The following is a 24,218-nucleotide window of genomic DNA, read 5'->3' as shown; positions in this document are numbered from 1 at the left end:
AGACTCCAAAACCCGGCTCGAATAGCGATTCAGGTACTTCTATGTGATTCGATGCCTGCCGCCGCGTCCGGCGGCGATCACCGAAGGAAAGCGTCGGGGCCGGCGGCCCACCCCGGTTCGACGTGTCGACCCGCTTCGCTCTCCTCGGCCAGACGCTTCAGCCGAAGGAGCAGTTCCCGATAACCGTCGCGGATCCGTCCCGCCCGGCGGTCACCCGCGGCGACCGCGGTCGGTCCGCGCTCCACCTGCTCGGCGATCACCCTCGTGCCCGAGGGCACGGGAAGGAGGCGCCACGCCTGGTAGATGCTCAGGTCGACGGAGGTGCCCGCCCAGCCGAACCGGCTGGGGACCACCCATTCACCGACCAGACCGTCCAGTCGCAGCCCGAATATCTCGATCTCGAACGAGCCACCCGGACGTAGCCCGCCGGTGAGCCGTACCCGCCGAACCTGGGGAAACCAGGAGGGCCATCGGGCCACGTCGACGAGATGCCCGAAAACCCGCTCCGCCGGGGCGGCGATCATGATCTCGTCGTGCAGGAACGAGTCCGCGTACGAGGGCGCGAACCCAGCCGGCCAGTGGATGTCCGACCACGTTCCGGACGCCCCGGCCACGGCACGGTCTTCCAGCATCTTCTCCTCCATCCCGTACGCGTTCTGTCAGGTCGGTCCGACCCTCGCGAGGTGCATCACCGTGCCGAGACACACTCTGCCGACGCCGGGCCCCGGAGTGACCAGTCATATGACTGGACCCGGCGACCGTCGATCGATCCGGTCACGCTGATCGCAGCGGGCGCGAGGGAAATGTGAAGTGCACCACTGGGCCGGCCGCGTGGGGCCGCCAGCGGCCAGGCACGGGCTAGCCTCCGCCACGCGGAGCCACCGCAGGAGAGTTTCACCGGGCGGCGGTATCGGTCCGAGAGCTGCGGCAAGCTGGCCCTTCGTCCCGGCGGAAGACGCCAGACTGGCAGCAGGACGGTGGCACTGTTCCGCCGATTTGGAGGTCCCGCGTTGCACCACCCCGAACCGCCGGCCCAAGCACTGGTCGGGCGTGCGGACGAACTCGCGCACATCGCTGCCTTCTTCACCGAGGCCGCGGTCAAGGGTGGGGCGCTGCTGATCTCCGGCGAGCCGGGCGTGGGCAAGACCGCGCTGGTCGAGGCGGCGGCAAAGGCAGCCGGGGATGCGGGCGTACGGGTCCTCCGGGCGGCCGGGGTGGAGTTCGAGGCCGACGTCAGCTACACCGGCCTGCACCAGTTGTTGTTCCCGCTGTACGACGAGTTCGTGAGACTCACACCCGATCACCGGGATGCCCTGCGGATCGCGCTCGGCTTCGGCTCCGGACCGGCGCCGGACAGACTGCTCGTCTCCAACGCGGCCCTGCTGCTCGTACGCCTGGTGGCCGCCGACCAACCGCTGCTGCTCGTGGTCGACGACCTGCCGTGGCTCGACCGGGCGAGCAGCGCGGTGCTCGGGTTCGTCGCGCGTCGGCTGGTGGGGAGCAGGGTCGGCTTCCTGGCCGCGTCGCGGTCGCAGACCGGGGGCTTCTTCGAACGCGGTGGCATTCCCGATCTGGAACTGCAACCGTTGGGCCAGGACGCCGCGGCCGAGTTGATCACCAACCGTTTTCCCGGGCTGGCACCGACGGTCCGGCGGCGGCTGCTGACGGAAGCTCGTGGAAACCCGCTCGCCCTGCTGGAACTGCCGACCGCCCTGAGCGGACCGCAACGTGTCGCGGTGGCGTCCCTCCCCTCGGTCCTCCCGCTGAGCCAACGCCTACAGACGTTCTTCGCCGCACGCGTGTCGAGCCTGCCCGAGCGGTGCCGCGACCTCATGTTGCTGGGCGCGTTGGACGGCACCGGTGCAGTCGACGTACTGCTGGCGGCGGCCGGGCGGGCGTACCGGATCGACGACCTCGAAGCGGCCGAACGCGACCAACTGGTGCATGTGCACGACAGCAATCGCCGGCTCAGCTTCCGTCACCCGTTGATCGCGTCGGCGGTGGTCGAGGTGTCTACCAGCAGCAAACGTCGCTGGGCGCACACCGCCCTGGCCGGGACGCTCGGTTCGGAGCCGGAGCGCCGCGCTTGGCACCTCGGCGAGGCCTGCGTCGGCCCGGACGAGCAGGTTGCCCTGCTACTCGAACGGGCCGCACACCGAATTCTGCAACGGGGCGACGCCGTCGGTGCGGTTGCCGCGTTGACCCGATCGGCGGACCTGACACCGGATCCCGGAGACCGGAGCCGCCGGCTCGCCGAGGCCGCGTACATCGGTGCCGACGCGGGCGGCGAGCTGACCAACGCGTCGCAGCTACTGGACGACGCCCGCCGGGCGAGTCCCACCCGCGGCGAGTCGTTGCACGCCGCCGCTGCCGCCGTATACCTGCTGATCAACACCGACGGCGACATCGGCACCGCCCACCGGTTGCTGGTGGGCGCGATCGAAGCGGGTGACCACGGCTACGACGCGGGTGACAAGGCACTCGTCGACGCGTTGCACACCCTCCTGCTGCTGTGTTTCTTCGCCGGCACAGCGGAAGCCTGGGAGCCGTTCTTCGCCGCCCTCGACCGGCTGACCCCGGAGGTGCCCGAACTGCTCGCAGTGGCGGCCAGGACCTTCGCCGACCCCGCTCGAACCGGGCAGTCCGCGACCGACCGGCTCGACGCGATCCTCGACGGTCTGCGCGACGAAACCGACCCGACCAGGATCGTCCGGATCGGCACCGCGTCGATCTACCTCGACCGGCTGTCGAACTGCCGCGAGGCCAACTGGCGGGTGGTCCAACTAGGGCGAGAGGGAGTCGGGGCAGCCCGCCGCCACCTCGGCGTACTGCTGCATCTCTGCTTCGACGACTACCACACCGGGCGGTGGGCCGAGGCCGCGGAACTGGCGGACGAGGGCATCCAACTGTGCGAGGAGTACGGCTACCGGTTCTTCACCTGGTACTTCCGCTACATCCAGGCGCTACTCGCCGCGGCCCGGGGCGACGGAGACGCGAGTTTCGCGCTCACCGGCGGCGTCCTCCGGTTCGCCGCGCCGCGCGGTGCGCGTACTGCCGAGTTCTTCGCGTACCACGCACAGGCCCTCAACAACCTCGGCCGGGGCGACTACGACTGCGCGTACAACAACGCCGTCATGCTCAGCCCACCGGGAACGATCGCGCCGTACGTGCCGCACGCCATGTGGGTCTGCATGGACCTGGTCGAGGCGGCGGTCCGCACCAACCGGTACGCCGAGGCAGCCGCCCACGTCGAAGCGATCGAGCGGGCGAATCTTGGTGCGTTGTCGTCGCGGCTCGCACTGCTGAGCGCCGGAGCGGCGGCGATCGCCGCAGGCGACGACCATGCCGAGCAACTGTTCGAAACGGCGCTGACGCTGCCCGACGCGGAACGTTGGCCGTTCGATTTCGCCCGGGTGCAACTGGCCTACGGCAAGCACCTGCGGCGGGTTCGGGCGACCGCGCGGGCCCGGCTCCAGCTCCGTACGGCGCTCGAGACCTTCGACCGGCTCGGCGCCCGACCGTGGTCGGAGGAGGCGGCGAACGAACTGCGGGCCACCGGCATGACCCGGCCGCGAAACGTGGAGCGGGGCGCCGCCGTACTCACCCCTCAGGAACGCGAGATCGCCGAGCTGGCCGGGTCCGGATTGACCAACAAGCAGATCGGCGAGCGACTGTTCCTCTCCCACCGGACCGTCGGCGCCCACCTGTACCAGATCTTCCCGAAGCTCGGCATCACCTCCAGAGCCGCGCTCCGCGACGCCCTGACCTCGGTGGACCAGGACGCCCCCGCGCCCGACGAGGACCAGCAGGTCTGAACCGGGCCACCCGGCACGTATACCTCGCCTGAGCTGGTGTTATCTGGTGGGCCGCCTGGGACTCGAACCCAGAACCCGCGGATTAAAAGTCCGCTGCTCTGCCAATTGAGCTAGCAGCCCGTCGAGGGCCAAGACTACCGGATCACGCCTCCACCGTGCCCGGCTGGCCACCGGGGCAGCGCGTACGGATATCCGACGCTCGGGCCCGCCGACGTGCTGGCCGGCGGGCCCGGAAGTGGCGGTGCTCCGCTCAGGCGCGCATCACGGTGGCGATCGGGATCCGGGCGGCCCGGATCGCCGGGATCAGGCCACCGAGCACCCCGGCGACCAGACCGGCGACGACCCCCGCCACCCCTGCTTGCCACGGGAAGACGAGATCGGCCAGGAACTGCTCCCGGTCACCGAAGAGGGTGCTGATCGCGGTCAGTGCGGCGGCCGACAGCCCGATCGCGGCAGCCGCCGTGAACAGGCCGGTCAGCAGGGTCTCCGCCAGCACGATGCCGGCCAGCAACGAACGTGGCGTACCGACCGCGCGTCTGAGTGCGAACTCCTCGACCCGTTCGCCGACGGTGGCGAGCCCGACGTTCAGGATGCCGGCGACGCCGATGAGCAGGACCAGGCTGGCCATGCCGAGGAAGATCCAACGCATCAGCGCCAGTTCCTTCGCGATCTCCTTGCGGGCCTGGATCGTCTCGGCGTGCAACTGGTCGGCGGGGATGCCGCTGGCAATCAGCCGGACCCGCAGGAGCTGTTCCACGTCGAGCGCCGTGGGCGCCATCATGATCTGCAAACCGGGGCCGTAGTTCATGTTGCCGGTCGGCGCCGGCAGCCAGTAACCCAGCTCGTCGGCCCTGCCGTACGCGACCGGCTGCGAGTTGCCGTCGTCGACCACCCCGAGGATCCGTGGGGTGGGGTTGGCGGTGGTCCCGTTGATCCGCATTTCCGCCGGCACCCGGTTGCGGCTGAAGCCCTTGGCGGCTTCGAGGTTGACCACGAGCCCGGGGGACAACGACGGCTCGGTGGAGAAGTCCAGCCAGTTACCGGCGACCGACCGGAACGGCCGGAACTGCCGGATATCACCGGTCAGCGCGCTCAGGCTCATCTCGATCGCCGCACCGGGCACCTGGGCCTGATCCTGGCCGTTCATCGGCACCGGATAACAGTTGCCGCTCTGGTCGCAGCTCATGTTGTAGCTCATGCCGTATCCGCCGGGCTGGTCGAACGGGGCCCCACCGGGATTGATCGGTGTCACGTTCGGCTCCCCGATGATCGCCTGGAGGCTGGTGACCGCGATCGCGTCCGGGCGTCCCTTCAGCGTCTCCTGGCTGATCCGGACCGAGTCGGCGGTGCCCTGGAGGTACATCTGCCGGGTGCCGTCCTTGCCCGCGTGCAGTTCGAGGTCGGCCAACCGGGCGCTCTTGGCGGTCTCGGCACCGACCTGGACGACCACGACGGCGAGCACTCCCAGGAACAGGCTGACCATCGAGAGCAGGGTGCGCGTCTTGCGGGCCCGGATGCCCTGACCGCCGATGATCAGCGCGGACCGGAACCGCCCGGACAGCCGGATCACCGGTACACCGCCGTGGCGTCGGCCACCGGGACGGGCTGGGCGGTCGCAACGGTCTCCGCGACCGGCCTGGTGTCGGTGGCCGGTTCGAGCAGCCCGTCGCTCAGCCGCAGCACCCGCTGCATCTTGTTGGCGTGGTCCCAGTCATGGGTGACCAGGATCAGCCCGCAGCCGCGGTCGGTGGCCGCACGCATCACCTCGATCACCAGGTTGCCGGTCTCGGTGTCCAGCGCACCGGTGGGCTCGTCGGCGAGGAGCAGGCGGGGTTCGCGTACGAGCGCTCGGGCGACCGCGACCCGCTGCTGCTCGCCACCGGAGAGCCGGGCCGGCTTGTGCTTGGCCAGATGGGCGATGCCGACCTGGTCGAGTGCCGCCATCGTCCTGGCCTTGCGCTTGCGACGGGACATCCAACCTTGGCCGTTGACCAGGGCCATCGCCACGTTCTGCGCCGCGGTCAGGTGTTTGAGCAGGAAGAACCGCTGGAACACGAAGCCGAACTCGGCGCTGCGCAGCGCCGCCGCCTTCCGCTCGGACAGCTTGGTGATGTCCCGGCCGCCGAGCAGGTACTGCCCGCCGTCCGGCCGGTCGAACAGGCCGATCAGGCTCAGCAGCGTGCTCTTGCCGGAACCGGAACGACCGAGGATGGCGACACTCTCGCCACGGTCGACGGTCAGGTCGGCACCGGCGAGGATCGTACGCGGGGCCTGCTGTCCCTTGAGGGTCTTGGTGATGCCGTTGAGTTCCAGCAGCGCCGTCATTTTCCACCCATCGGCGCGTTGGGATCGCCCTCGCCGGGCTTTGCCGCGGGCAGGTTCGGGCCGGGTACGGCAACGGTCTCCGTACCGGTCAGGCCGGACTTGATCTCCACGACCTTGCCGTCGCTGAGCCCCAGCACCACCTCGGTGGTCTGGCGTACGCCGTCCGGGCCGACCACGTCCACCTTGCCCTTGCCCTGCACCCCGGCAACCGCCTCGACCGGCAGGGTCAGTACGCCGGCAGCCCGCTGGGTCACCACTTCGAGCGTCGCGGTCGCCCCGTTGATCAGCTTCACGTCGGCCGGGGCGGTGCAGACCACCCGCAGGCCGGTCGGCTCCGACGGCTCGGTCTTCCCCTGCTCGTCCGGACGTACGACGATCGGCGGGGCGGCCGACGCACCCGGCTGGGGTGCGGCGGGCGGTGCGGCCGGCGGGTCCGGAATGGTGCCGGCGGGCAGGGCGGCGATGGTGCCGAGCACCTTGCACGGGAACGGCCCCGGGCCGTTCTTGATCTGGGCCTGGACGGTCGCGAGCCCCTCGGCGATCTGGTACGCCTGGGCACCGTCCAGATCGGCGACCAGCCCGTAACCGATCATCTTCGCCGAGACGATAGGCATACCGACGGTCACGTTGGAACGGTCGTCCACCAGCCGACCGGCGAACACCGCCCCGGCCGGCACCTCGATCCGGGTCGCCTTGCCGGACACCCAGACACTGGCCACCCTGGTCGGTTTCGTCGGGGTGCTCGTCGGCGTCTTCACGTCGAGGTAGCGAACCTGCCCCTTGACCGGCGCCACCAGCCCGAACACCGGGTTGATGGTGACCTTGCCGGTGAGGCTGACCTTGTTGGCCAGGTCCTGGCGGGTGGGCTGCACGGTGGTCATCGTCGTGCCCCTGGATTCGAGCCCCGGGGTTTCCGTCGCCGCGCCCGATTCACTGCACCCGGCAGCGGCGCCCACCACCAGGGCGAGGACGCACGAACGGAGTAGCAATTGCCTTCGCACCGGTTCCCCTAACTCGATTGCTTCAGGCGTACATCTGAAAGACGCATGGCGATGGCGGCCCGTTGCGGCTGACACGCGACTAACCCGGCGGCCATCGAAACTCGGCAGAGAATACCGTCGAAGATGGTCCCCCGATGCCCGGCGACGCCGGTCTTCATAGGAAATACACGACTCTCGAACGCATTCGCAGGACGACTACACCAGCGGTAACGGTGCACAGCACTGCCGGCAACGGGCCCGCCCAGGGCAGGTACCGCACCACCACCGCCGCAATTCCGGCACCGATCAGAACTCCGCCCAGGGCCCACGCCTGCACCCCGTCGAATCGCCGCCGCCATCCGGGCGTACCGATCGAGGCGATGATCCGGGTCAACGAGCCCGTCAGGTACGTGGTGGACAGTTCGGCCCGCCCGAGCGCCCGTACGGCCACCGCCTGCAAGCCCATCGCCAGCCCGGCGAGCGCGATCAGCGGAACCTGTACGTCTCCCGTCGGCGCCCCGCCGGCAGCGAGCCAACCGGCCCAGAACGCGGCGAGCAGTACCACCTCGACCGCCAGGCACCCGAGCGCCGCCCGGGGATGCCATCGCAGACCCGGTGACGCCGCGTACCGGGGCAGCGCCGCCAGTCGTGCTCCGACGAAGACGCCGACTCCGTAGAGGCCGACCGCGACGAGCACGCGTACCAGGGTCGGCAGTTCCACCCCGGCCGCGGCGGCGCCGAGCACCACGATGTTGCCGGTGACGACGCTGGAGAAGATCCCACCGAGGTGCAGCAGGCTGATCGCGTCGGTGGCACCGGCGGCCAGGGAGAGCAGGACAACGGCAACCACCGGGGCGGGGCGTGACCGCGCGGTGCCGGCGTCCGCGGGGTCGGGGCCGCTGGCGGTACGCACCATCGCAGCCGCCCCCGTTCGAGCCGAGCGGACCGGCATCGGGCAGCCCGTCGGGCCGGCGTTCGCTTGCCAGAATCCTATCGGTGGCCCCGGCCGCCCTCGCCTGGTGCTGACCGTACGGTGGCCCTCGGTGCCCGGGTACGCCGTCGAGCCGGGCGTGCCGCCGACGACGGTCGAGGACTCCGGTTAACGGTTGAGCGGGTCGAGTTCGGCGGCGGTGACGTCGTCGTGGTCGGTCGAGACGCTGAGGGTGCGCCACTGCGCGTCGGTTTCGGCGCGGGTTCGTCCAGCCTGGGCGGCATAGGTGGATGCGTCGGTGCCGAGCAGTAGCCGTACCGGGGGCTGGTCGAGGTCGGCGACGGTGAGCACCACCTGGGCAACCTTGGCGGGATCGCCGGCCGCGTTCCCGCTACCGCCGCGTAGCACCTGCGCGACGACCCCGACGGTCTGCCGGTAGGGCTCGCTGATCGGCGGGATCGACATCGACGAGCCGGCCCAGTTCGTACGCATGCCGCCCGGCTCCAGCACCGTGACCCGGATGCCGAGCGGGGCGACCTCCTGCGCGAGCACCTCGGAGAATCCGCCGACCGCCCACTTCGCGGCCTGGTACGCGGACAGCCCGGCGGTGGCCACCCGCCCGCCGACCGAGGAGACCTGGATGATGTGCCCGGACCCCTGTGCCCGCAGTACGGGTAGCGCGGCCTTGCTCACGTTGACCACGCCGAACAGGTTGGTGTCGACCTGGGCGCGGAAGTCGTCGGCGGTGATGTCCTCGGTCGAGGCGAGGTTGGCGTAACCGGCGTTGTTCACCACCACGTCGAGTCGGCCGAACGCGTCGACGGCGGTCCGTACGGCAGCCTCGGCACCGGCGGCGTCGGTGACGTCGAGCGCCACCGGGCGGATCCGGTCGCCGTACCGGTCGACCAGGTCGGCGAGTTGTTCCGGCGTACGGGCGGTGGCGACCAGTTGGTGCCCCGCGCCGAGTACGGCTTCCGCGATGTGCCGGCCGAGCCCGCGTGCACTGCCCGTCACCAGAAAGACTTTTGGCATGGTTTGTTACCCCTCATGAAGGTGTCGTGGCTAGCGGCCGTCCAATCCAGCGCTAGCGACTGACTGGTTAGTTGAAGTGAAGCACGGGCCGCCCGGAGCGTCAACTAGATGGTTAGTGAGCTAAGCTGCGGACCATGGTGGGGGATGCGCAGGCAACCAGACAGCGCCTGCTCGACGCGGCCACGAAGGAGTTCGCCGCGTACGGCATCGCCGGTGCGCGGGTGGACCGGATCGCGGCCGAGGCCCGGTCCAACAAGGCGCAGATCTACCACTACTTCGGCAACAAGGACGGGCTGTTCGACGCGGTCTTCAACGCCCTCGTCGCCAACACCGTGCGCGAGGTGCCGATCGACGTCACGGACCTGCCCGGCTACGCCGGTCGACTCTTCGACGGCTACGAGGCACACCCCGAGGTGACCCGGCTGGCCACCTGGTATCGACTGGAACGGGCCGGCTCCCAGGCACCCCTCGAATCGATCATGACCAGCAACAAGCACAAGATCGACGAGATCGAGCGGGCGCAGCGGGCCGGACTGCTCACCACCCGCTACACCGCCGTCGACCTGCTCGCCCTCGTGGTCCACCAGGCCGCCCTCTGGACTGCCGTCACGCCCGAGTTCGCCACCCTGCTCGACCGGCACTCGCGAGCCCACCGCCGGAAGATCGTCACCGACGCGGTCGCGGCCCTGCTGGCCCCGTAACCACGCCTGCCCTGAGCAGAATCGCTGTCCTGATCCGCGACCCGGCTGCCAGGCTGTGGCGATGGCGCAGGGGCTCGGCTTTCGCGGCGACGTCGTCGACTACTACCACCGGTACCGTCGCGGCTATCCGACGGCGGTGATCGACGCCCTGGTGGCGGCCTTCGCACTGACCCGCGACGACATCGTGGTCGACCTCGGCTGCGGCACCGGGCAACTGGCCACCCCGATCGCCCAGCGGGTACGCGCCGTGGTCGGTGTCGACCCGGAACCGGACATGCTGACCCGAGCCCGATCCGCCGCCGCCGAGCGGGGCGTCACCAACGCGACCTGGATGATCGGGACCGACGCCGACCTGCCCGCGTTGGGAGGCCTGCTGGGCGCGGGCACCGTGGGCGCGGTGACCATCGGCCAGGCGCTGCACTGGATGCGACCCGACGAACTGTTTCCCGCCCTGTTCCCGCTGCTACGTACCGGTGGCGGGGTGGCGGTGGTGACCAACGGGACTCCACTGTGGCTCCAGCACACCGACTGGTCACGCGCCCTGCGCGGCTGGCTGGAGGCGTGGCTGGACAAGGATCTCGGCTACGCCTGCGGCACCGACCCCGACAGCCAGCTCCGCTACCGCCAAGCTCTGACCAAAACCGGCTTCGACGTACGCGAACAGCACGTCGAGTACGCCGCCGACCTGGACCTGGAACAGCTCGTCGGCAGCGTCTACTCGGCCCTGCCGGTCGACCAGCTTCCTCCGCCGCAGCGGCGCGCACAGTTCGCCGAACAGATCCGCCACGCCCTGTCCCCCGACGACCGTTTCACCGAACAGGTCCGGGTGACCATGCTCCTCGGCAGCAAGGCCTGACCCCCGCCACTCGAACCAACGGGGAGCCCGGTCGAGTCGGGCTGCCAGACGAGTCGGGCGGGCCAGTCCCATGGCGGGGGCGAGGCGTGCCACGATGGCGGGTATGACCACCGAAACCGGCGCCTTGCGGGAGCTGACCGTCGGCACCGGGGCGGGCCTCGACACCGCCGACATGGTGCTCAACATCGGACCGCAACACCCGTCTACGCACGGCGTACTCCGGCTCAAGCTGGTGCTCGACGGCGAGCGGGTAGTGGCCTGCGAACCGATCGTCGGGTACATGCACCGGGGCGCGGAGAAGCTGTTCGAGGTCCGCGACTACCGGCAGATCATCGTGCTGGCGAACCGGCACGACTGGCTGTCCGCGTTCGCCAACGAGCTGGGTGTGGTGCTGGCGGTCGAACGGCTGATGGGCATCGAGGTGCCGGAGCGGGCGGTCTGGCTGCGTACCGCCCTGGCCGAGCTGAACCGGGTGCTCAACCACCTGATGTTCCTCGGCTCGTACCCGCTGGAGATCGGTGCGATCACGCCGATGTTCTACGCGTTCCGCGAGCGCGAAACGCTCCAGGCGGTGATGGAGGAGGCCTCCGGCGGCCGGATCCACTACATGTTCAACCGGGTCGGCGGGCTGAAGGAGGAGGTACCGGCCGGCTGGACCGGGCGGGCCCGAGCCGCCATCGGCGAGGTACGCCGACGGATGCCCGACCTGGACAACCTGATCCGGCGCAACGAGATCTTCCTTGCCCGTACCGTCGGGGTCGGCGTGCTCTCCGCCGCGGACGCTGCCGCGTTCGGTGCCTCCGGGCCGGTTGCCCGTGCCTCCGGCCTCGACCTGGACCTGCGCCGGGACGAGCCCTACCTGGCGTACGGGTCGCTCGACGTGCCCGTCGTCACCCGGACCACCGGCGACTGTCACGCCCGGTTCGAGGTCCTGCTCGACCAGGTGTACGTCTCACTCGACCTCGCCGAGCAGTGCCTGGACCAGGTCGACCGGCTCACCGGGCCGGTCAACGTCCGACTGCCCAAGGTGGTGAAGGCCCCCGAGGGACACACCTACGCCTGGACCGAGAACCCGCTCGGCATCAACGGCTACTACCTGGTGTCCAAGGGCGAGAAGACCCCGTGGCGGATGAAGCTGCGCACCGCGTCGTACGCGAACGTGCAGGCGCTGGCCACCCTGCTCCCCGGCTGTCTGGTGCCGGACCTGATCGCCGTACTCGGTTCGATGTTCTTCGTGGTGGGCGACATCGACAAGTAGTGCCGCTCAGCGCCGACGGGTCCCGCCGGCACGGGGGACGTCGTCGTCGGGCGGATAGCCGTACGCCGGCTCCTCGGCGCGGCGGCGGCCCTGACCGGCCGGCTCGCGCGCCGCCGAGTCCCAACCCGCACGCCGCGAAGCCGACGGGTCGGCACCTGCGGCCGGCAGCGCCGGGGCGCCACCCCAGCGGTCCTGCCCACCGCCCGACCACGCCCCCGCGTCCGGCCAGTGGGCATCGCCCGAGACGGTCGAACCGGGCCACTGGGCGCCGACCGCGCCGGAATCCCGACGTCCCTCGTCGCGCCGGGGATCGGCTCCCCACCGGGCCCCGTCCCGCTCGTCGTCACGTCCCCGCCGGTCGGCGCCGGCATCACCGTGCGCACCGGAGCCGGACCACTCGTCCGCCCGGCGACGCCCACCCGCCGGCCGGTCGTCGCCCGCGCGGCCCCCGCTCCCGCCCGGTGCCCGGTCGTCACCTGCGCGGCGTACGCCCGGCTCGTCCCGCCACGACCCGGGTCGCTGCGGTTCGTCGCGCCAGGATTCCTGTCGCTGCGGTTCGTCGCGCCAGGAATCCTCCCGCCGGGGATCCGCGTCCCGCCGGGAATCCGTATCCCGTCGGGAATCCGCGTCCCGTCGGGAATCCGCGTCCCGTCGGGACCGCTCGCCCCACGCCTGCTCGCGCTGGGGCTCGTCGCGGTGGATATCCGCCCGTCGGGGCTCGTCGCGACGCATGCTCGCCCAGCGGTCCTCCACCCGCATCTCGGTGCCCGAATCGTCGGCGCGTACCGCCGAGCGCCGTTCGCCCATCCGCAGTTCGCTGCCGCGCTCGTCACGGCGTACCGAGGCCCAACGGTCGCCCGACCGGCCCGACCAGTGCGGGTCGCCGTCGTACCCGGTGTCCTCCGGCTCGTCGCGGTCGTACCGGCCGGCACGCCGTGCCCCGCCGTCGCCGCGGTCCCGAGGCCACTGCTCGGACCAGGAATCCTGTTCCGGACCGGCCCTGCGCCGCCCGGGAGCCGGCGGCTCGACCCAGTCGTCCTCACGCTCGTCGCCGCGACCGCCGTAGACGTTGCCGGGTGGGTAACCCGGATCCGACGGATACGCCGGCCCGGAGCCGTAGCCGCTCCCGCCGTAGACGGAGCCCGCCCCGCCGTCGTCACCGGACGGACCGACGATGGTGTGCCGGGTGGTGACCTTCACCGTCTCGGTGTGCCGGACCACGCCTCCGGCCAGGTGCGGCCGATGCGACGGCCCGGGACCACCGGCCGGTGCAGCCGCGCCCCTGCCGCCACGGTCGCCGCCGTAACCCGGCCCGGGCTCCCCCTCCGCGTACTGGCTGCCCGCGTACTGGTTGCCGCCGCCGTATTGGGTGGGGCCGCGTTGGGGGGTGCCGTACTGGCCCGCGCCCGCGCCCTCGGCTCGGCGGTGGTCGGCCCGGCCGAACTCGGCTGGCTCGAAGTCCTGGTCACGCCCGGCGGGACCGGCGCGTCCCTCGCGCTCGGCCCGGGACGGCGCACTGGCGGCACGTTCGGCGGCAGCGCGCGGCGGGGCGCCGTAGGTGCCGTCGCGGGCCGGCTCACGGCGGTCCGGCTCGACCGGAGCACCGGGGGCGGGGACGGGGGCCGCGGGGGGCGAGCCCGGTCGGACGGTTCCGGCCGCCGGCACACCGGCCCGACCGGGTACGGCTTCCGCGCGCGCGTCGAGCTGGCGGCGCAGCGCCTCCACGTTCTGCTGCACCGCCTGCAACTGCTCACCGACGGACTGATGGGTGGCTCGGGCGGCGGTGCCGATGTCCTTGCGCAGGGCGCCACGAAGTTCCTCGATCTCGTCGAGGAGGCTCTCCTCCAGCTCCGAACGTACGGTTTGTACGTCACCACGGAGCGTAATTGACAGTCCAATCAGGACAACGGCGAGTACGGCCAGCACGGCGGCAATCCGCAACGGCCCGTTGCTCTGCCCGAACAGCAACATCAGTGCAGCTAGCGGGGCCAACCCGACACCGACCCAGAACAGCACGGTCAGCAGTTGCCGGCGGTACGGCTGCTCGGTGTCATCCCCGGCGGGCATGGCACTGGAGCCTACCCACAGTTGCCGAATCCGGGGAGGGGGCGTCCACCGTCACCGAAACGCCCGTACGCGACGCGGGGGCCGTCGCCGCGACCAGCGGCGCCGACCCCCACGGGCGGTGTACGGACAGGTCAACCGACGGCGAGTTCACCATCGGAGGAGAGCACCAGACCAACGCTGATCGCACCACTGGTCAGCGCGGACTTGGTCTGCGGGCCACCGGCGTCCAGCGAGCTGAACGAACCGGCCTTGAAGTCGTAGACCTCGACCAGCCCGGCCTGGCACTTCGGCCGCTGCGGGCACTCCGGCGGCCCACCGAGGATGGTGGCCGTACCGGAGCACTTGGAGGCGAGGTCCGACAGGGTCTTGAGCCCGTGCTGGTCGGCGAAGGCCTGGGTCACCGCGAAGGCGTTCTGGTCCTGCGCGGTGGAGGCGGCACCGAAGGTGAGGCCCACCTTCTCCCCGAGACCCTTCAGGTTCGTGACCGTCTGGTTCAGGTCGGAGGAGGCGACCGGGGTGGTGCTGCCCTGGTTCACCTTGCCGTTGAGGAAGGTGGCCAGGGTGGCGGCGTACTCCGGTACGACCTGGATCTCACCCTTCTCCAGCGCCGGCTCGTACAGTTCCCGGTTGCCGATCGTCTGGACCTTGACCTGGAATCCGGCTGCGGTCAGTGCGATCGAGTAGAGCTCACCGAGAGTCTGGTTCTCGCTGAAGTTCGCCACCCCGACGGTGATCGGCCCACCGGCACCCTTGGTGATGCCGCTGGTGAGGTTGTTCGCGGAGGCGAACTCCTCGGCCGCCACCTTGGGGGTCTTCCGGTCGACGTCTACGGCCTTGTTCAACTGGATCAGCTTCGGCGTGTCGACCGCGGCCGAGACCTTGTCCAACGCTGCGATCAGCTCCGGCTTGGCGGCCTTGGCGTTGATCGCCGGAATGATGTTGTCGGTGTCCTGCAGTTTCTTGTCGTCCTCAAGGACCACCAGCTTCTTGCCGGCCACCGGTGCACAGCCGGCACCGGCCGCCGCGCTCGGCGGCGCCTCGGTCCCCGATGATCCTGACTCCCCGCATCCGGCAAGGAACGTGGCCGCCGCGAGTGCGCCGACCGCTCCCACCGCCAGACGTGTACGTGCGCGCATGACGCCCGCCTTCCGTGTCCCGGCGCGGCCCAGGGGGCCGGCCGCGTGTCCGACGGACGATCTGACGTGGCGATCGCCCGCGACCTCCCACCCAACATCGTCGCGCACCCGCCGACAACTCGGGGGCGATGTCGTCACCGGATCGTCACACTGTTAGCCGGCCCGGATAACGGGTACGCCACCTCCCGGCCTCCCGCCCGGCGGTGGCCGGTATCACTTCGCCGGAAAGGTGCGAGCAACGCCACCCGTGGATCGCTCGTTCGAGCGACCCGCCGCACAGGCCCCCGCCCAGGGAGACGGCGGGGTCTCGCTCAGGAACCGGCGATGGCGGCGGCCGCGCGGCGGTCCGCCCGACGGCTCCGACGACGTAGCGGGCGCGGGGTGACCGCCCGTTCGACAACGGCCAGGATCGCCTCGACCAGCACCGCGAGCAGCGCCACCAGCAGGCCGCCGGCCAGGATCTGGCCCCCGCCGACGGCGATGCCGAGTCCGAAACCGGCGCTGATGATCTGCCCGAGGCCACCGCCGTTGACAAACGAGGCGAGCGCCGCCGTGGCGACCACCTGCACCGCCGCGGTACGGAAACCCGCGGCGAGGTACGGCACCGACAGCGGCAGTTCCACCCGCCGCAGCAGTTGTCCCCCGGACAGTCCCATCCCCCGGGCGGCGTCCCGCGTCTCCGGATCGACCTCCCGTACTCCCGTGTACGCGTTCGCGAGCAGCGGCGGTACCGCGAAGACCGCCAGCGCCACGATCACCGGGCGCTGGCCGAAGCCCAGGGCGGTCAGCGGCAGGATGGTCAGCAGCGCGATGGTCGGGATGGCCAGCGTCACGTTCGAGATCAGCAGGACGAAGCCGCCGCCCCGGCCGATGTGGCCGAGCCAGAGCCCGATCGGCCAGGCGACCAGGCAGCCGAGCGCGACCGCGGCAGCGGAGATGGTGAGGTGCTCGCCCAGCCGGTCCAGGATGCCGCCCGGATTGGTCCAGTTCAGTGGGTCGTTGAGCCAGGTCACGGCCTGTTCGAGCGCGTTCATCGGGCCCTCCCCCGGACGATCCACGGTGTCAGCAGCCGGCCGATGCCGGCGAGGATCAGGTCGAGCACCAGGGCCAGGACCACGCAGAGCACGGTGCCGGTGAGGATCTCGGCCTTGAAGAAGTTGTTCCGGAAGCCGCCGAGGATGAGCTGACCGAGCCCGCCGTGCCCGACCAGCACCCCGACCGTGACGAGCGCCACGGTGGAGACGGTGGCCAGCCGTACGCCGGTGAGGATGCCGGGCAGGGCCAGGGGCAGGTCGATCCGGAGCAGCCGACCCAGCCGGCCGTACCCCATTCCCTCGGCGGCGTCGCGTACCTCGGCCGGCACCTGGTTGAGCCCGGCCAGCGTGTTTCTGATGATCAGCAGCAATGCGTAGAGGACCAGGCCGACCAGAACGGTCGTGGTGCCGATGCCGAGCACCGGCGCGAGGAAGGCGAACAACGCGAGTGAGGGGACCGTGTAGAGAATCCCGGATAGTGCGAGAATCGGGCCGGCGAGAGCACGGAACCAGTACGCAGCGACCGCAAGCGGTATTGCTACCAGCGCGGCGAGTAACACCGCCTGCCCGGTCAGGCTCGCGTGTTCTCGCAGTGCGGCAAGAATGGTGTCAGAGTTGTCCCGCACGTACTGCCAGGAGAACCACGGATTGCCCGGGGCTTCCCGGTAGGCCAGGTGGAAGGACATAGGTGAACGCTACCCCGGAGGACGATTCCGTGGAATCGCACCGCAGCGCACCGGACGCCGCCACGCGTAAGGCTGGCGCGTCGAGCACTGGCGCGCCGAGCGCGGCGTCGATCCGGCTGGACGGGGTCCGCAAGCAGTACCCGGACGGGACCGTCGCGGTCAACGAACTCGACCTGTCGGTGCCGGCCGGCGAACTGGTGGTGCTGATCGGGCCGTCCGGCTGCGGCAAGTCCACCGTCCTGCGCATGATCAACCGGCTGATCGAGCCGTCCGGCGGGCGGATCCTGCTCGACGACGAGGACGTCACCCGGGTCGACCCGGTCGAGCTGCGCCGCCGGATCGGGTACGTGATCCAGAACGTCGGGCTCTTTCCACACCAGACCGTCCAGGCCAACGTCGGCACCGTACCGCGCCTGCTCGGCTGGTCCCGGGCCCGCATCCGGAGTCGCTCGGACGAACTGCTCGACCTGGTCGGCCTCGATCCGAGCAAGTTCGGCCGGCGTTACCCGCACGAACTCTCCGGCGGGCAGCGGCAGCGGGTCGGGGTGGCCCGGGCGCTGGCCGCGGACCCGGTGGTGCTGCTGATGGACGAGCCGTTCTCGGCGGTGGACCCGATCGCCCGCGCCCGCCTCCAGGAGGAGTTCCTCCGGTTGCAGGCGGAGGTGCACAAGACGATCGTGCTGGTCACCCACGACCTGGACGAGGCGGTCCGGCTCGGTGACCGGATCGCCGTGCTCTCCCAGGGCGGGCGGCTGGAGCAGTACGACGAGCCGGCCACCCTGCTCGGCGAGCCGGCCTCGCCGTTCGTCCGGGAGTTCGTCGGCGCCGACCGGGGCATCCGCCGTCTGGCCGTCACCCCGATCACCCGCGACCTGCTCAAACCGCTGCCGGAAGAGCCGTCCGACAACTCGCTGCCCCGGTTGGAGTTGGGCTCGTCGCTCTACGACGCGCTCGCCACCCTGCTCATCACCAACGCCGACGAGGCACAGGTGACCGAGGCCGGCAAGCCGGTCGGACTCCTCACCCGCCACCGCATCCTGAGCATCGACTACCCCGCCGACCCCGTCGCCTGACCCACCCCACCGCTGCGAGCGGGGGGCCTCATGTAGAGAAAGAGTGGCAATTCCCGACGGAATTCCCACTCTTTCTCTGCATCTGCGTGGACCCCGGCGCGGCGCGGGACGCGGCATCAGCGGCGGCCGCGCCAGCTGCCGAGGGTGGCCAGGCCGATGATCCAGCCGACGAAGAGGCCGTAGCCGGCGCCGTCGCCCGCCGCGCGGAACGCGCCGAGCAGGGTCGGGTTGGCCTGGATCAGGGTGGTGAGCAGTGCCGCGAAGGCACCGGCGAAGACGTACGACGCCCAGCCGGCGAAGAGCTGGCTGAGTGTGCCCCGGGCTCGGGCGAGCTGTGAGCCGGGTAGCAGATAGAGGAAGAGCGCGGTGAGTACGACGACCAGGATCGCCTTGAGGTCGGCGGCGATGATGTTCTGCACCGAGTCGTCGGAGTCGAACCGCCAGGCCGGCCAGGCGAGCAGCCGGAGGAACCAGCCGCCCGCCGTGTTCGGATCGGTGTTGTCCTGGGCCCAGTCGACATACCAGGGGCTGCCGAAGACGAGGACCAGGATGAGTGCGGCCAAGGTGCCCGCACCCGTTGCGGTCTTGTATCGATTGGTGAGAGCCATGGCGCGTTAATTCCCAGCGCGCTCCGGCGGACAAACCTGAGACTTGCTCACCCGTTGGTGCCCAGCCCGATGATAGGTATCAACGGGTTATAGCCGAACATCACCGCAGAACAAGCAAATATCCGAAAGAGTGGACATTCGATAGGTGCCGCGATTGGCGATCGGGCTTACCGGTTCAGTGCTTCAACAGGTAGTCGATGAAGGCGGCCCGCAGCAGCGGTTCGGTGTCGGGCTCCGCGTACCCGTGGCCGGTGAGCTGGCGCCAGAGCGCGACCGCCTCGTCCACCGTCGGGCCGACCGAGTTGGGCGAGCCGTCCAGCACGGTGGCCTCGTCCGCGTTCGGAAGGTGGCGCAGCACCGACCAGAAGAAGCCGACATCGAGCCGCTCCCGGGCCCGGGCGAACGCCCGCTCCCGCAGCTCCTCAGTGGACAACGCATCGAGCTGCGCGAAGTCGGATCCGGCCCGGCCACCACCTGACGATTCGGTCATAGCGCCGAGCCTAACCCGCACCGGTCCGGGCGGCACCGGGAGTCCCAAGGTGCCGGCGACCCGACCGTACGGCGGGATCAGCGGTCGGAGCCCCAGCGGTCGTTCCCCCACGGGTCCGTACGCCCTGCCGGCGGCTGCTCGGGCAGCACCGAGGACCACTCCGGCCGCTCCGGCAGGTCCTCGCTCCAGTTCGGTGTGCTCGGCGCCGGCCCCTGCGGAACGGGCTCGGGCTGCCACTCCTCTTCCGTGTCGCCGGCCGAGCGGGGCCGACCGAACGTCTCCACCAGCCGGGTCACGACCAACCCGACGGCCACCGTCACGGCAGCGGTGGCGGCGAGCGCGATGTCCCAGTCCGCCTCGTTCTCGTACGCGAGGAAGAGGGTGAGCGCGGTGACCGCGAACAGGGTGCCGAAAACGCCGCCCCGGCGGCCGTACGCGCTGGTGCCGCCGACCAGCGCGGCTCCGAGCGCCAGCCCGGACCACTCCAGCCCGGACGTCGGCGCCACCCGCTCGGTCCCGTCGGCGGCCAGCAACACGCCGGCCAGCACCGCCGCGACCATCGAGATGACGATCGACAGCGTGGTGATGGTGGCGGCCACCCCACCCCGACGGCGAGCCGGGTCGGCCACCGGGCGGAACCGGCCGACCGAGCGGCGGACCGCCTTGATCATGCCGAGCAGTCCGCCCAGCAGGGCCAGGGCGGCGAAGCCGCCGAACAGGTAGAGGGAGTGCTGGGTCGGGTCGTAGTCACCCTGCACGTCGACCGGGCCGGACCGCTGCTGGATGAAGACCAGCACGCCGAGCGCGGCGGCCAGGCTCGCTCCCCAGGCCGGCACGTGGAAACCGACCACCAGCAGCGCGAGCACCAGGCCGAGCCCGATGGCGAACAGCAGCGCCGGGATCATCGCGGCGATGACACCCCGGTCCCCGTTCTCGGCGAAGTGCAGCGCCGCCGCCACGGCGACCGGGCCGAGGGCGAGGTTCGGCGCGGCGGCGCGCAGGGTCAGGCCGGCGCCGAGGGTCAGCGCCCCGATCGCCGCCCCGTCGACCAGCAGCCGATCCAGCGGTGCACCGCGCAGCAGGTCCGGGTCGGCCCGGTAGAGCGCGTACCCGAGCAGACCCACGGCCAGCAGCAGCACGAACTCCCAGACGAAATGCACAGCCAACCGGTCGCGGCCGGGCTCGCCGTGTGCCGGGTCGTCGAAGACGTCGTCGAGTACGGCCGGCGACACACCCGGCCGGGCCGGCGCCATCGGCTCCGGGGCCTCGGAGAACTGCGCCGTGGTCGAGCCCCTGCGGTAGTAGCGGTCGGACGGGTACTCGTCGGCCGGGTAGCCGGCGGAGTAGGTGGGCTGCTGATATCCGGAGGCGGGGTCGTCGCGGTAGTCGTGCTCGCCGTACCAGGAGTCGTCCCGGTGGCCCGGACCAGCCGGCTCCGGCCCGGCCGGCTCGTGCCGCCGATAGATCGACTCGTCGTACGCCATGTCGCGCGCCTCCCGCGGTCGTCGTGCCGACCATCCCAGCCCCGCGACGGTCGCCGGGGCCCGAACCGGTCACAGCGCCGGACCCGACCCGACGGAACTCGAGTTTCCACCGGTCGCAGGCACGCTACTCGGATCCGGGACCGGCGTCACCCCCTGCGCCGGCCACGATCCGCGATGGTCCGCTATGCGTCGCGGTCGGTGTTTTCCCGCTCGTCATCGGGTCGCTTCGGCACCCGGCAGGCCCGCTCCAACAGCAGTGCCGCCACCACCAGCCCCAACGACGCGACCAGCCCGGCGGTGGCCGCCGGTACGTCGTCCACCGCGGCCCTGGTCCGCTCGACCAGCAGCCAGGCGTCGAACCCGGCGTAGAACCCGGCGAAGATGGCCGCGGCGAGCGAGGACGCCTTCGCCAGTACGACGTAGCGCGCCACGGTGAGCGGGTCCACCGGGTCCCGTCCGGGCCGGCGCTCGATCCGCAGCCGGGTGTCGATCGCCGCGTAGCCCTCCAGCACCGCGAGCGCCGCGATGGTCGCCGGGGGCAGCCACGGCAGGTCGGGGAACTCGCCGTAGAACAGGCTGATCAGCAGCCAGGCCACGGCGGCCGCGGCCAGCGCGGCGACCACCAGGGTGGACAACCGGGTCGGGCCCATCCGGGGACGCTCGTCCGTCGGCCCGCGCGGTGGGGACTCCCGCTCGGTCATGATGTCTCCTCGCTCCGCTCGTCGTCATCATGACTGGCACGGCTGAGTCGACCGGCGACCTCGCTCGGCTCGGTCACGCCATCTCCTCGCTCCGCACACTCACCAGCTCGTCATATCGACTCTAACTGGAGATCCGGCCGGGGGCGCATACCGAGCACGTCGGTCGCGACCGGTTCGGTGTTCATCACGTCGGTCAGCCAGCCGTGGCCGGGCAGCTTGCCGTACGGCTGGATGTCGATCCACGGGCGCAGCACGAACGCCCGCAGGTGCGCGCGGGGGTGCGGCAGGGTCAGTTCAGGATCGTCGCTGTGTACCGCTTCACCGTCTTCGGTCCACACCCCGATCACGTCGACGTCCAGGCTGCGGGGTCCGTACCGCCGGGCCGGGTCGCGGGTCCGGCCCGCCGCGTCCTCGATCACACGGGCCCGGTCGAGCCAGTCCCGGGGTTGCGCCGCCGGGTCCGCGGCCAGCAGCACCGCATTGAGGTACGCGGGCTGGTCCGGGTCGTCGCCCCACGGCGGCGTCTCGTACACCCCGGAAACCACCAGCAGTACGTCCTGCAGCGCGGCGACGGCCGAGCGCAGGTGCCCGAGCCGGTCGCCGAGGTTGCTGCCGAGCGAGAGCACCACCTGGGTCACCGCTGCCTCCGCCGGGTCAGCGTGACGGCCACGTCCGCGAACTCGTGCGGGATGGGGGCCTGTGGCTTGTGCACGGTCACGGTGGCCGCGCCGACCCGGGGGTCGGCGAGGCAGGCGGCGGCGAGCCGTTCGGCGAGCGTCTCGATCAGGTTGACCGGTTCGCCGCCGACGATGGCAACCAGCGCCTCGGCCAGTTCGCCATAGTGCACGGTGTCGGTCACGTCGTCCGAACGGGCCGCCGGGGCGAGGTCGAGTTCCAGCACCACGTCGACGAGGAAGTCCTGCCCCTGGGCCCGTTCGAAGTCGAAGACGCCGTGGTGGCCGCGGGCACGCAGCCCGGTGAGTTCGATCCGGTCGCTCATCACACGGGCTCCGATCCGACCGACGCGGGTACCGAGCCGACCAGTCGTGGCCGACCGCTCGCCTGCCAGACGGCGAGCGCGTCCGCGGTGCCGCGTACGTCGTGCACGCGTACGCCCCAGACGCCTGCGGCCACCGCGAGCACGCTGGTGGCGATGGTCGCCGCCGCGCGTTCGTCGGTCGGGCGCGGGCTGCCGTCCGGCCCGGCAAGCAACGCACCGAGGTACGACTTGCGGCTGGCGGCGAAGAGCACCGGGTAGCCGAGCGCGAGCAGCTCGGGGAGCCGGGCGGTGAGCTGCCAGTTGTCGGCCGGGCGCTTGGCGAAGCCGAGTCCGGGGTCGATCACGATCCGGTCGGCGGCGACTCCGGCGGCGAGCGCGTCGTCGATCCGCTGGCCCAGCTCGGCCTTCACGTCGGCCACCACGTCGGAGTAGTTGGCCAGGTCCCGCATCTGCTTGGCGTGCCCGCGCCAGTGCATCAGCACCCAGGGGCAGCCGGCGTCGGCGACGACCTTGGCCATGTCCGGGTCGGCCAGGCCGCCCGAGACGTCGTTGACCACCGTCACGCCCGCTTCGAGCGCGGCCGCCGCCACGCCGGCCCGGTAGGTGTCGATGCTCATCGGTACGCCGTGCGCGGCCAGCTCGCGGATGACCGGCAGCACGCGTGCCGCCTCGGTCTCGGCGTCCACCCGGTCGGCGCCGGGTCGGGTGGACTCGCCGCCGACGTCGACCAGCCGGGCACCGTCGCGGTACATCTGCAACCCGTGCCGTACGGCCGCGTCGAGGTCGGCGTAGCGCCCGCCGTCGGAGAACGAGTCGGGGGTGACGTTGAGAACCCCCATCACGACCGGCCGGTCCGTACGCAGCAGGTCGTCCGGAGCGGCCGGCCCGGCCCCGGTGAGCGGGGTGCGGTCGGGGGCGTCCGGGGTCGGCCCGGAGGGTGATCCGGGGGTGCCGGCGGGGTCGTGAGCCAACTCAGTCACGGCTAGACGTTACCTACCGTCCCTCGATGCACCGCGCTCCACCTGGGCAGTAATTGGTCAACTAGACCGGACAAGCGAGCCGTAACGGTGACACTCCACTTGGCTTGTTCGAAGCAGGCACGGGCCGTACCCTTTGGAATTGCGCAACAGCCGGACGTCGAAGCTTGAGGAGATGGGCCGAAGCGGACCAAAACGCCCAGAAACCGTCACCGCTCGCGGTGAGGGTCGAGACAGAGGGTCAACCCGGCACCGTTTCGCCGACCCCTTGTTCGGCCGGGTTTGACAACTGCAGTGCGCGACTCCGGTCGCCGCACCGGGGAGGATTCCGATGATCGCCATGGAGCTGGTGGAGACGGCGTGGGCCAGCACCACGCACGCGCTCCAAACGGTTGCCGTGCTCGCCGCCGAGCCGGAGCCAACGCCGGGTATCAACACCGACGGCGTGGTCAGCTTCTTCGCCAGCAAGATCGCGCCCATTCTGCTTGCCGTACTCGGAGTGATCTTCATCGGTCGGGCCAGCCGCGGTGAGATCTCGAAGGTACTGACCAGCTCGGCCATCGCCATCGTTGGCCTGGCCTTCATCGCCGGTGCCGCCACGCTGTTCTTCGTCGGCGACTACCTGATCAAACTGATCTTCGAGTAGACCGCGGAGCTTCCAGATGCGGCTGCGCACCGACGACGACATCTACCGAGCACGTCTGGTCTATCTCGGGCCGCCCGGCTACACCCTGCCGGTGCACCTGCCCTACGCCCAGTACGGCCTGTTCCTGCTGCTGGTGCCGCTGTACATCTTCATCCACTGGCTGTTCACCCTCAAGGTCGAACTCTTTCCAGCCTGGGAAATCGCACTCGCGATCGTCACCACGTCCTTCATCTTCCGGCACGTCGACCCGGACCGGCCCGCCCGCATGGTCATCCGCACCGCGCTGACCGACTGGCGACGTACCCGCGAGCCGGCCACGGAGCAGCGCGATCCCCGGTTGATCGCGACCCGGATCCGGATCCGGGAGGACCTGGCATGAGTAGGCAGCGGACGAGCGTAGGGCTCGGGGTGGCGGCCG

24 protein-coding genes and 1 tRNA gene are annotated in these 24,218 nt (G+C 70.8%); 7 read left to right on the top strand and 18 right to left on the bottom strand.

The genetic code is table 11. The features are described 5' to 3' along the window. Nucleotides 1-77: 77 nt before the first annotated feature. On the bottom strand, nucleotides 78-632 hold the full coding sequence (locus AB0J90_RS09355) for an SRPBCC family protein (RefSeq protein WP_363593885.1): 555 nt from the start codon (nucleotides 630-632) through the stop codon (nucleotides 78-80). 378 nt (nucleotides 633-1,010) lie between these two features. Between AB0J90_RS09355 and AB0J90_RS09350 the strand changes: the two genes are divergently transcribed. Then, the gene (locus AB0J90_RS09350; RefSeq protein WP_363593883.1) at nucleotides 1,011-3,815 is read left to right on the top strand and encodes an AAA family ATPase; all 2,805 of its coding nucleotides are present in this window, start codon (nucleotides 1,011-1,013) and stop codon (nucleotides 3,813-3,815) included. A gap of 44 nt (nucleotides 3,816-3,859) precedes the next feature. Here AB0J90_RS09350 and AB0J90_RS09345 read toward each other — a convergent pair. From AB0J90_RS09345 to AB0J90_RS09320, 6 genes are all read right to left on the bottom strand, one after another. Then, nucleotides 3,860-3,935, bottom strand: a tRNA-Lys gene (locus AB0J90_RS09345). A gap of 130 nt (nucleotides 3,936-4,065) precedes the next feature. After that, on the bottom strand, nucleotides 4,066-5,385 hold the full coding sequence (locus AB0J90_RS09340; protein WP_363593881.1) for an ABC transporter permease: 1,320 nt from the start codon (nucleotides 5,383-5,385) through the stop codon (nucleotides 4,066-4,068). Next, complete coding sequence (locus AB0J90_RS09335) at nucleotides 5,382-6,140, bottom strand: ABC transporter ATP-binding protein (protein WP_363593879.1); 759 nt, start codon at nucleotides 6,138-6,140, stop codon at nucleotides 5,382-5,384. Before AB0J90_RS09335 ends, AB0J90_RS09340 begins: the two co-directional genes overlap by 4 nt. Continuing rightward, nucleotides 6,137-7,021 (bottom strand): efflux RND transporter periplasmic adaptor subunit, encoded by an 885-nt coding sequence (locus AB0J90_RS09330; protein WP_363593877.1) that lies wholly within the window; start codon nucleotides 7,019-7,021, stop codon nucleotides 6,137-6,139. Before AB0J90_RS09330 ends, AB0J90_RS09335 begins: the two co-directional genes overlap by 4 nt. Before the next feature lie 274 nt (nucleotides 7,022-7,295). Further along, entirely contained in the window at nucleotides 7,296-8,036 is a 741-nt protein-coding gene (locus tag AB0J90_RS09325) for a YoaK family protein (RefSeq protein WP_363593875.1), read from the bottom strand. Between the two features lie 183 nt (nucleotides 8,037-8,219). After that, the gene (locus AB0J90_RS09320; protein WP_363593873.1) at nucleotides 8,220-9,083 is read right to left on the bottom strand and encodes an SDR family NAD(P)-dependent oxidoreductase; all 864 of its coding nucleotides are present in this window, start codon (nucleotides 9,081-9,083) and stop codon (nucleotides 8,220-8,222) included. 134 nt (nucleotides 9,084-9,217) lie between these two features. Between AB0J90_RS09320 and AB0J90_RS09315 the strand changes: the two genes are divergently transcribed. The 3 genes from AB0J90_RS09315 (at nucleotide 9,218) to AB0J90_RS09305 (ending at nucleotide 11,898) form a co-directional block, all read left to right on the top strand. Beyond that, nucleotides 9,218-9,784: a TetR family transcriptional regulator gene (locus AB0J90_RS09315; protein ID WP_363593871.1), complete on the top strand. Its 567-nt coding sequence runs from the start codon at nucleotides 9,218-9,220 to the stop codon at nucleotides 9,782-9,784. A gap of 61 nt (nucleotides 9,785-9,845) precedes the next feature. After that, nucleotides 9,846-10,640: a class I SAM-dependent methyltransferase gene (locus AB0J90_RS09310; RefSeq protein ID WP_363593869.1), complete on the top strand. Its 795-nt coding sequence runs from the start codon at nucleotides 9,846-9,848 to the stop codon at nucleotides 10,638-10,640. A 94-nt stretch (nucleotides 10,641-10,734) separates the two neighbouring features. Next, nucleotides 10,735-11,898 (top strand): NADH-quinone oxidoreductase subunit D, encoded by a 1,164-nt coding sequence (locus AB0J90_RS09305; protein ID WP_363593867.1) that lies wholly within the window; start codon nucleotides 10,735-10,737, stop codon nucleotides 11,896-11,898. Nucleotides 11,899-11,904: 6 nt separating this feature from the next. Here the strand turns inward: AB0J90_RS09305 and AB0J90_RS09300 are convergent, their stop codons facing one another. The 4 genes from AB0J90_RS09300 to AB0J90_RS09285 all read right to left on the bottom strand — a co-directional run bounded on the left by AB0J90_RS09300 (nucleotide 11,905) and on the right by AB0J90_RS09285 (nucleotide 16,821). Then, on the bottom strand, nucleotides 11,905-13,965 hold the full coding sequence (locus tag AB0J90_RS09300) for a hypothetical protein (RefSeq protein WP_363593865.1): 2,061 nt from the start codon (nucleotides 13,963-13,965) through the stop codon (nucleotides 11,905-11,907). Between the two features lie 131 nt (nucleotides 13,966-14,096). Beyond that, on the bottom strand, nucleotides 14,097-15,101 hold the full coding sequence (locus AB0J90_RS09295) for a glycine betaine ABC transporter substrate-binding protein (protein ID WP_363593863.1): 1,005 nt from the start codon (nucleotides 15,099-15,101) through the stop codon (nucleotides 14,097-14,099). Nucleotides 15,102-15,412: 311 nt separating this feature from the next. Then, complete coding sequence (locus AB0J90_RS09290) at nucleotides 15,413-16,135, bottom strand: ABC transporter permease (RefSeq protein ID WP_363593861.1); 723 nt, start codon at nucleotides 16,133-16,135, stop codon at nucleotides 15,413-15,415. Next, nucleotides 16,132-16,821: an ABC transporter permease gene (locus AB0J90_RS09285; protein WP_363593859.1), complete on the bottom strand. Its 690-nt coding sequence runs from the start codon at nucleotides 16,819-16,821 to the stop codon at nucleotides 16,132-16,134. Before AB0J90_RS09285 ends, AB0J90_RS09290 begins: the two co-directional genes overlap by 4 nt. A 110-nt stretch (nucleotides 16,822-16,931) precedes the next feature. Here AB0J90_RS09285 and AB0J90_RS09280 point away from each other — a divergent pair, with 110 nt between their 5' ends. Beyond that, nucleotides 16,932-17,894 carry an ATP-binding cassette domain-containing protein gene (locus tag AB0J90_RS09280; RefSeq protein WP_363594360.1) on the top strand — a complete coding sequence of 321 codons (963 nt, stop codon included), beginning with the start codon at nucleotides 16,932-16,934 and terminating at the stop codon, nucleotides 17,892-17,894. Nucleotides 17,895-18,010: 116 nt separating this feature from the next. On the opposite strand, the gene AB0J90_RS09275 is transcribed toward AB0J90_RS09280, so the two are convergent. The 7 genes from AB0J90_RS09275 to folP form a co-directional block, all read right to left on the bottom strand. Further along, on the bottom strand, nucleotides 18,011-18,502 hold the full coding sequence (locus AB0J90_RS09275; RefSeq protein WP_363593857.1) for a hypothetical protein: 492 nt from the start codon (nucleotides 18,500-18,502) through the stop codon (nucleotides 18,011-18,013). Between the two features lie 175 nt (nucleotides 18,503-18,677). Then, nucleotides 18,678-18,992 carry a hypothetical protein gene (locus AB0J90_RS09270; protein WP_363593855.1) on the bottom strand — a complete coding sequence of 105 codons (315 nt, stop codon included), beginning with the start codon at nucleotides 18,990-18,992 and terminating at the stop codon, nucleotides 18,678-18,680. 77 nt (nucleotides 18,993-19,069) lie between these two features. Next, the gene (locus AB0J90_RS09265) at nucleotides 19,070-20,476 is read right to left on the bottom strand and encodes an ABC transporter permease (RefSeq protein ID WP_363593853.1); all 1,407 of its coding nucleotides are present in this window, start codon (nucleotides 20,474-20,476) and stop codon (nucleotides 19,070-19,072) included. Between the two features lie 182 nt (nucleotides 20,477-20,658). Further along, nucleotides 20,659-21,126 carry a DUF3180 domain-containing protein gene (locus tag AB0J90_RS09260; protein ID WP_363594358.1) on the bottom strand — a complete coding sequence of 156 codons (468 nt, stop codon included), beginning with the start codon at nucleotides 21,124-21,126 and terminating at the stop codon, nucleotides 20,659-20,661. A gap of 161 nt (nucleotides 21,127-21,287) precedes the next feature. Beyond that, a complete protein-coding gene (gene folK / locus AB0J90_RS09255; protein WP_363593851.1) occupies nucleotides 21,288-21,815 on the bottom strand; it encodes a 2-amino-4-hydroxy-6-hydroxymethyldihydropteridine diphosphokinase in 528 nt (175 codons plus the stop codon). Beyond that, entirely contained in the window at nucleotides 21,812-22,177 is a 366-nt protein-coding gene (gene folB / locus AB0J90_RS09250; RefSeq protein WP_363593849.1) for a dihydroneopterin aldolase, read from the bottom strand. The genes folK and folB overlap by 4 nt, the downstream gene beginning before the upstream one ends. Next, a complete protein-coding gene (gene folP, locus AB0J90_RS09245; protein ID WP_363594356.1) occupies nucleotides 22,177-23,016 on the bottom strand; it encodes a dihydropteroate synthase in 840 nt (279 codons plus the stop codon). The genes folB and folP overlap by 1 nt, the downstream gene beginning before the upstream one ends. Nucleotides 23,017-23,485: 469 nt before the next feature. On the opposite strand from folP, the gene AB0J90_RS09240 reads away from it, so the two are divergent. Together AB0J90_RS09240 and AB0J90_RS09235 are read left to right on the top strand one after the other, a co-directional pair. After that, on the top strand, nucleotides 23,486-23,800 hold the full coding sequence (locus AB0J90_RS09240) for a hypothetical protein (protein ID WP_363593847.1): 315 nt from the start codon (nucleotides 23,486-23,488) through the stop codon (nucleotides 23,798-23,800). A 16-nt stretch (nucleotides 23,801-23,816) separates the two neighbouring features. Further along, entirely contained in the window at nucleotides 23,817-24,179 is a 363-nt protein-coding gene (locus AB0J90_RS09235; protein WP_121158026.1) for a hypothetical protein, read from the top strand. Nucleotides 24,180-24,218: the final 39 nt, after the last annotated feature.

It is taken from the genome of Micromonospora sp. NPDC049523, assembly GCF_040676775.1.
Classification (GTDB): domain Bacteria; phylum Actinomycetota; class Actinomycetes; order Mycobacteriales; family Micromonosporaceae; genus Micromonospora_G.
The sequence above is the reverse complement of the archived record's forward strand: the minus strand, read 5'-3'. Positions and strand labels throughout refer to the sequence as shown.

Bases quoted from the DNA above. Each gene is read 5' to 3' on its own strand.
- AB0J90_RS09355 (WP_363593885.1), bottom strand. From the start codon at position 632: ATGCTGGAAGACCGTGCCGTGGCCGGGGCGTCCGGAACGTGGTCGGAC.
- AB0J90_RS09335 (WP_363593879.1), bottom strand. From the start codon at position 6,140: ATGACGGCGCTGCTGGAACTCAACGGCATCACCAAGACCCTCAAGGGA.
- AB0J90_RS09330 (WP_363593877.1), bottom strand. From the start codon at position 7,021: ATGACCACCGTGCAGCCCACCCGCCAGGACCTGGCCAACAAGGTCAGC.
- AB0J90_RS09325 (WP_363593875.1), bottom strand. From the start codon at position 8,036: ATGGTGCGTACCGCCAGCGGCCCCGACCCCGCGGACGCCGGCACCGCG.
- AB0J90_RS09320 (WP_363593873.1), bottom strand. From the start codon at position 9,083: ATGCCAAAAGTCTTTCTGGTGACGGGCAGTGCACGCGGGCTCGGCCGG.
- AB0J90_RS09315 (WP_363593871.1), top strand. From the start codon at position 9,218: ATGGTGGGGGATGCGCAGGCAACCAGACAGCGCCTGCTCGACGCGGCC.
- AB0J90_RS09310 (WP_363593869.1), top strand. From the start codon at position 9,846: ATGGCGCAGGGGCTCGGCTTTCGCGGCGACGTCGTCGACTACTACCAC.
- AB0J90_RS09305 (WP_363593867.1), top strand. From the start codon at position 10,735: ATGGCGGGTATGACCACCGAAACCGGCGCCTTGCGGGAGCTGACCGTC.
- AB0J90_RS09300 (WP_363593865.1), bottom strand. From the start codon at position 13,965: ATGCCCGCCGGGGATGACACCGAGCAGCCGTACCGCCGGCAACTGCTG.
- AB0J90_RS09295 (WP_363593863.1), bottom strand. From the start codon at position 15,101: ATGCGCGCACGTACACGTCTGGCGGTGGGAGCGGTCGGCGCACTCGCG.
- AB0J90_RS09290 (WP_363593861.1), bottom strand. From the start codon at position 16,135: ATGAACGCGCTCGAACAGGCCGTGACCTGGCTCAACGACCCACTGAAC.
- AB0J90_RS09285 (WP_363593859.1), bottom strand. From the start codon at position 16,821: ATGTCCTTCCACCTGGCCTACCGGGAAGCCCCGGGCAATCCGTGGTTC.
- AB0J90_RS09275 (WP_363593857.1), bottom strand. From the start codon at position 18,502: ATGGCTCTCACCAATCGATACAAGACCGCAACGGGTGCGGGCACCTTG.
- AB0J90_RS09270 (WP_363593855.1), bottom strand. From the start codon at position 18,992: ATGACCGAATCGTCAGGTGGTGGCCGGGCCGGATCCGACTTCGCGCAG.
- AB0J90_RS09265 (WP_363593853.1), bottom strand. From the start codon at position 20,476: ATGGCGTACGACGAGTCGATCTATCGGCGGCACGAGCCGGCCGGGCCG.
- AB0J90_RS09260 (WP_363594358.1), bottom strand. From the start codon at position 21,126: ATGGGCCCGACCCGGTTGTCCACCCTGGTGGTCGCCGCGCTGGCCGCG.
- folB (WP_363593849.1), bottom strand. From the start codon at position 22,177: ATGAGCGACCGGATCGAACTCACCGGGCTGCGTGCCCGCGGCCACCAC.
- folP (WP_363594356.1), bottom strand. From the start codon at position 23,016: ATGGGGGTTCTCAACGTCACCCCCGACTCGTTCTCCGACGGCGGGCGC.
- AB0J90_RS09240 (WP_363593847.1), top strand. From the start codon at position 23,486: ATGATCGCCATGGAGCTGGTGGAGACGGCGTGGGCCAGCACCACGCAC.
- AB0J90_RS09235 (WP_121158026.1), top strand. From the start codon at position 23,817: ATGCGGCTGCGCACCGACGACGACATCTACCGAGCACGTCTGGTCTAT.